Below are 4,315 nucleotides of genomic sequence, written 5' to 3' on the forward strand. Positions count from 1 at the left end.
GGCGTCGGGGGCTGGGGCGGGCTGCCAGCCGGGGCCGCGGAAGACGCGTCCGGCGCGCTCGCGCCAGCTGCGCGCGGCGCGCACGTCCCGGGCGATCGCGGCGTACTCGTGGGTGGCGACGCGCAGCGGGTTGTACGTGCTGATGTTCTTCGTCAGACCGAAGACGGGCTTGTCCTCCTCCGGTACCCAGGAGCCGAACATGCGGTCCCAGATGATCAGGATCCCGCCGAAGTTGCGGTCCAGGTAGCCGCCCTGGGAGGCGTGGTGGACGCGGTGGTGGGAGGGGGTGTTGAAGACGTACTCGACCGGGCGGGGCAGCTTGTCGATGCGCTCGGTGTGGATCCAGAACTGGTAGAGGAGGTTGACCGAGTAGCAGAAGGCGACGGCCGCGGGGTGCACGCCGACGGCGATCATCGGCAGGTAGAACGGCCAGGAGGTGGCGCTGGTCCACGGCTGGCGCAGGGCGGTGGTGAGGTTGAACTTCCGGCTGCTGTGGTGGACCACGTGGCAGGCCCACAGGATCCGGATGACGTGGTGCCCGCGGTGCTGCCAGTAGTAGAAGAAGTCCTGGGCGAGCAGCATCAGAAGGAAGGTCCACCACAGGAACGGCACCCGCAGCGGGGTCAGTTCGTAGACCGCGGTGTAGATCGCGACGACCGGGATCTTCCACAGGAAGTCGAAGAAGATGCTGCCGATGCCCATGGTGAGGCTGGTGACGGCGTCCTTGGTCTCGTATCCGGCGGCGTCCTCGTCGGGATGGATCCGGTAGCTCACCACCTCGATCACGGTGAGCAGGACGAAGGCGGGTATGGACCACAGCACGACATCGGGCAGATTGGGCATGGGCGCACCTTAGGGGGAGTTCCGGGGTGCCGCTAGGGGTTGTTACCGATCAGTATCCGACGCGGTTACCCCGGGTACAAGGGGCAGGATGCATGGCCTGGACCGGTTCCCCGCACTCCGGCGGCTCACGCTCGACACGCCGACGGGCATGCGGTGCGTGTCCGAACCCCCGTCCCCGGCCCCGCAGCCCCTCGTGGGGCTCGGGCTGCCCCGCCCCGGCGGGGTCGGGCCGCCACCAAAGCCGGACCGAGCCTCCGCGGGCGAAGGCCGGGCTGGTGGCGTCGGGCGGCGGCTGCGGCAGGGGAGCGATGCCGCCGTCGCCGGAGGAGGTGTCGACGATGCGGCCCGGGGTGCCGGCGGCGATCACGCGGGGGACGAAGGCCCGGATGCCGTGGAAGATGCCCGGACGTTGACGGACGGAGAAGACCGGCTTCGAGCCGCATCTCACGCACTCGCCTCGGGCGGGGCGTCGAAGGCCTGCCGGGGGTCGTCGTAGCGCTGGTGGAGATAGGGCAGGAGGGCCTGGGCGCTGACCCGTTCGACGGCTCGGCCCTGCCGGTCGGCGGTCTTCTCGCCGATGGTGATCTCGACGATGCGGCGGACGGCGAGGTCGGCGACGGGGTCGAACATCGACTCGCGCAGGACGATGTCACCGGTGACGTGCTCCAGCGTGCGGATCGTCTCGTGGTGCGTGCAGTGCACGAGCACCGGGTCGTCCTCGAAGCCGGAGCCGTCCGCCGCGGGCAGGAACTTGAAGGAGAAGTCGGTCCTGCGGGCCGGTGCGGGCGGCGGCAGTTCCCGGTCGACAGCCCCGCGCACCTCGACGAAGGCGATGCCGTGCCGGGCGAGCGAGGCCCGTACGACGAGCCCGTCGCGCTCGACGGTGACCTCGCCCAGCTTCTTCGGCTCGCCGAAGACCTCGCGACCGCCGGCCAGGGCGCGCTCGTGCGTCATGGGCATGACGAGCGGGTACCAGCCGTCGACCCCGCCGTGCCGGGCGGCGACCGCCACCGATCCGGCGCCCGGGGGGTGGCCGGGCAGGTCGACCCTGCTCATCGCGGCCCGGACCAGGGGCCGTTCGGCGGGCTTCAGCGGGGGCGGCAGGACCGCCGCCACCACGTCGGGGTCGCTCTCCCAGACGGCCACCACACCGGTGGACCAGATGTCCGGGAGGCTGGAACTCCTCGCGCGCGAGGCCGCGATCTCGGCCTCGGTGCGCGCTCCGTACCGTACGCGTGCCATGGCTCGCACCACCCTTCCGAGGATCCCCGGGCCAAGGTCCGGGGAGGTTCTGCGACACAGTTACACCGCCCTCGATGACGGGTAAAGACCGCCGCATCCACCGACATTGACGGTTCGGCAGATCGCGAGGGGAGGCGACCGCCCGTGGCCAGGCCCGTGCTCAGCCGCGACGAGGTGCCGGAGGCTGCCGCCCGCCTGGTCAAGGGGCACGGCCCGGGCGCCCTCACCATGCGCCGGCTCGCCGCAGCCGGGCACCGCGGTGACCTCCATCCACTGGCACGTCGGCAGCCGCGAATCGCTCCCCGACGCGCTCGTGGAGCTGACCGTGCGGCAGATGGGCGCGATCCGGCCGGTGGGCCGCACCCCCGGCCGAGCGGGTCGTCTCCGTGGCACGGGCCCTGCGGCACGAGCTGCGCGCGCACCCGCACCTGGCCGCGACGGTGCACGAGCGCGGGCTCACCGACCGGATGCCTGCCCGCCCAGCGGGCGCTCGTCCGCGAGGTGCACGCGGCGGGGCTGCGCGGGGCGCGGGCGGCGGACGCGGTCCGGGCCGTGCAGTTCCAGGTGGTGGGCTTCGTCCTCGTCGAGCGGAACCGGGAGCGCTCCCCCGCCCGGTCCCCGGCCGAGGGCGAACTGTGGGACCTTCAGGCCGCCGGGGACCCGGTCACGGCCCGGGCCCTGGCCCGCCCCGCGGACCCGGAGCGGCTGTTCCTGCTCTCCGTACGGGGCCTGGTGGCCGCGCTGCTGGGGCCGGGCGGGGGCACCGCCCCGCACGCGGATCCGGACGCGGATCCGGACGCGGATCCGGACGCGGATCCGGACGCGGATCCGGGTGCCGGTCCGGGTGCCGGCAGGGGCGGACGGGGCCGTCCGCGGCCGGATTCCGCCCCCGGCGGGGGACGGGCTGTCGGTACGGGCCCGTATCCTCTGTGACCATGCTCGACGACCGTACGACCGCAGAGACGACGTGGCCGACCGCGTACCCCACGGGGTACGCGGTCGTCGACGTGGAGACCACCGGGCTCGCGCGCGACGACCGGATAGTCTCCGCGGCCGTCTACCGGCTCGACGCACGGGGCAACGTGGAGGACCACTGGTACACGCTGGTCAACCCGCAACGGGACCCGGGCCCGGTGTGGATCCACGGTCTGACCAGCGAGATGCTGCAGGACGCGCCCCTGTTCGAGGACATCGCCGGGGAGTTCGCCGAGCGTCTCGCCGGCCGGGTACTGGTCGCCCACAACGCCATGTTCGACTGGCAGATGATCGCCCGCGAGTACGCGCGGGCCGCCGGGACCGCGCCGGTCCGTCAGCGACTGTGCACCATCGCCCTGTCGAAGGAGCTGGCCCTCCCGCTGCCCAACCACAAGCTGGCTTCGCTCGCCGCGCACTTCGGCGTGGTCCAGCAGCGCGCCCACAACGCCCTGGACGACGCCCGCGTCCTGGCGGAGGCGTTCCGTCCGTCGCTGCACGCCGCCGCGCAGGGCGGGGTGCGGCTGCCGCTGCTGGAGTGCCGGCCGCTGACGGAGTGGTCGGACTCGCCCGTCGCCGCGCGGATCGGCCACCAGGCCTCGTACCGCGGCAACAGCTGGCGGCCCGCACGCAAGCGCCCGCCGTGTCCGCACCCCAACCCGGGGCGCTACGAGGACGGCAAGCCGCTGAAGCAGGGCATGCGGGTCGCCTTCTCGGGCGACACCTCGGTCGACCGCGAGCTGCTGGAGGACCGGGCGGTCGAGGCGGGCCTGCACGTCGCGACGAGTGTGTCGCGTCTCACGAGCCTGCTGGTGACGAACGACCCGGACTCGGCGACTTCGAAGACCGTCAAGGCGAAGTCCTACGGAACGCCGGTGGTGGACGAGGCGGCCTTCACCCAGCTGCTGCGGGACGTGGCTGCGGCAGACGGGTGAGCATCGGGCGACTCGCCCGGCACTCGCTTCCCCGGCCCGCCCCGCGGTCCCACCCTGTGGCGCATGGCACGTTGTGAGGTCTGCGGAAACGATTACGGCATGTCCTTCGAGGTGCACGCGCAGGGCGCCGTGCACGTCTTCGACTGCTTCTCCTGCGCCATCCACCGCATGGCGCCGATCTGCGAGCACTGCCGGGTACAGATCATCGGGCAGGGCGTCGAGGTCCAGGGCCACTACTACTGCGGGGCGCACTGCGCCCGCGCGGAGGGGAAGGTGGGCATCGTCGACCACGTCTGACACACCCGTCCCGCCCTGTTCCGCCC

4 protein-coding genes and 2 pseudogenes are annotated in these 4,315 nt (G+C 72.7%); 3 read left to right on the forward strand and 3 right to left on the reverse strand.

Annotation, left to right across the window (positions count from 1 at the left end):
* The 3 genes and pseudogenes from HYE82_RS34365 to HYE82_RS34370 form a co-directional block, all read right to left on the reverse strand.
* The coding region (locus tag HYE82_RS34365) for a sterol desaturase family protein (RefSeq protein ID WP_179178144.1) at positions 1-843 on the reverse strand (843 nt) is incomplete at its 3' end.
* Between the two features lie 295 nt (positions 844-1,138).
* A pseudogene (locus HYE82_RS38710) lies at positions 1,139-1,246 on the reverse strand (alcohol dehydrogenase); the annotation flags it as partial.
* A gap of 41 nt (positions 1,247-1,287) precedes the next feature.
* Positions 1,288-2,085, reverse strand: coding sequence for an acetoacetate decarboxylase family protein (locus tag HYE82_RS34370; RefSeq protein WP_179178145.1), 798 nt, complete (start codon positions 2,083-2,085; stop codon positions 1,288-1,290).
* A gap of 144 nt (positions 2,086-2,229) precedes the next feature.
* Here HYE82_RS34370 and HYE82_RS34375 point away from each other — a divergent pair.
* From HYE82_RS34375 to HYE82_RS34390, 3 genes and pseudogenes are all read left to right on the forward strand, one after another.
* Positions 2,230-2,832 (forward strand): annotated as a pseudogene (locus HYE82_RS34375) (TetR/AcrR family transcriptional regulator); the annotation flags it as partial.
* A 182-nt stretch (positions 2,833-3,014) separates the two neighbouring features.
* Positions 3,015-3,992, forward strand: coding sequence for a DEDDh family exonuclease (locus tag HYE82_RS34385; protein ID WP_179178146.1), 978 nt, complete (start codon positions 3,015-3,017; stop codon positions 3,990-3,992).
* Between the two features lie 63 nt (positions 3,993-4,055).
* Positions 4,056-4,289, forward strand: a complete 234-nt coding sequence (locus tag HYE82_RS34390) for a hypothetical protein (RefSeq protein ID WP_179178147.1) — start codon at positions 4,056-4,058, stop codon at positions 4,287-4,289.
* The last annotated feature ends 26 nt before the right edge of the window (positions 4,290-4,315 follow it).

The sequence above is a fragment of the Streptomyces sp. BR123 genome (assembly GCF_013401435.1).
GTDB lineage: Bacteria > Actinomycetota > Actinomycetes > Streptomycetales > Streptomycetaceae > Streptomyces.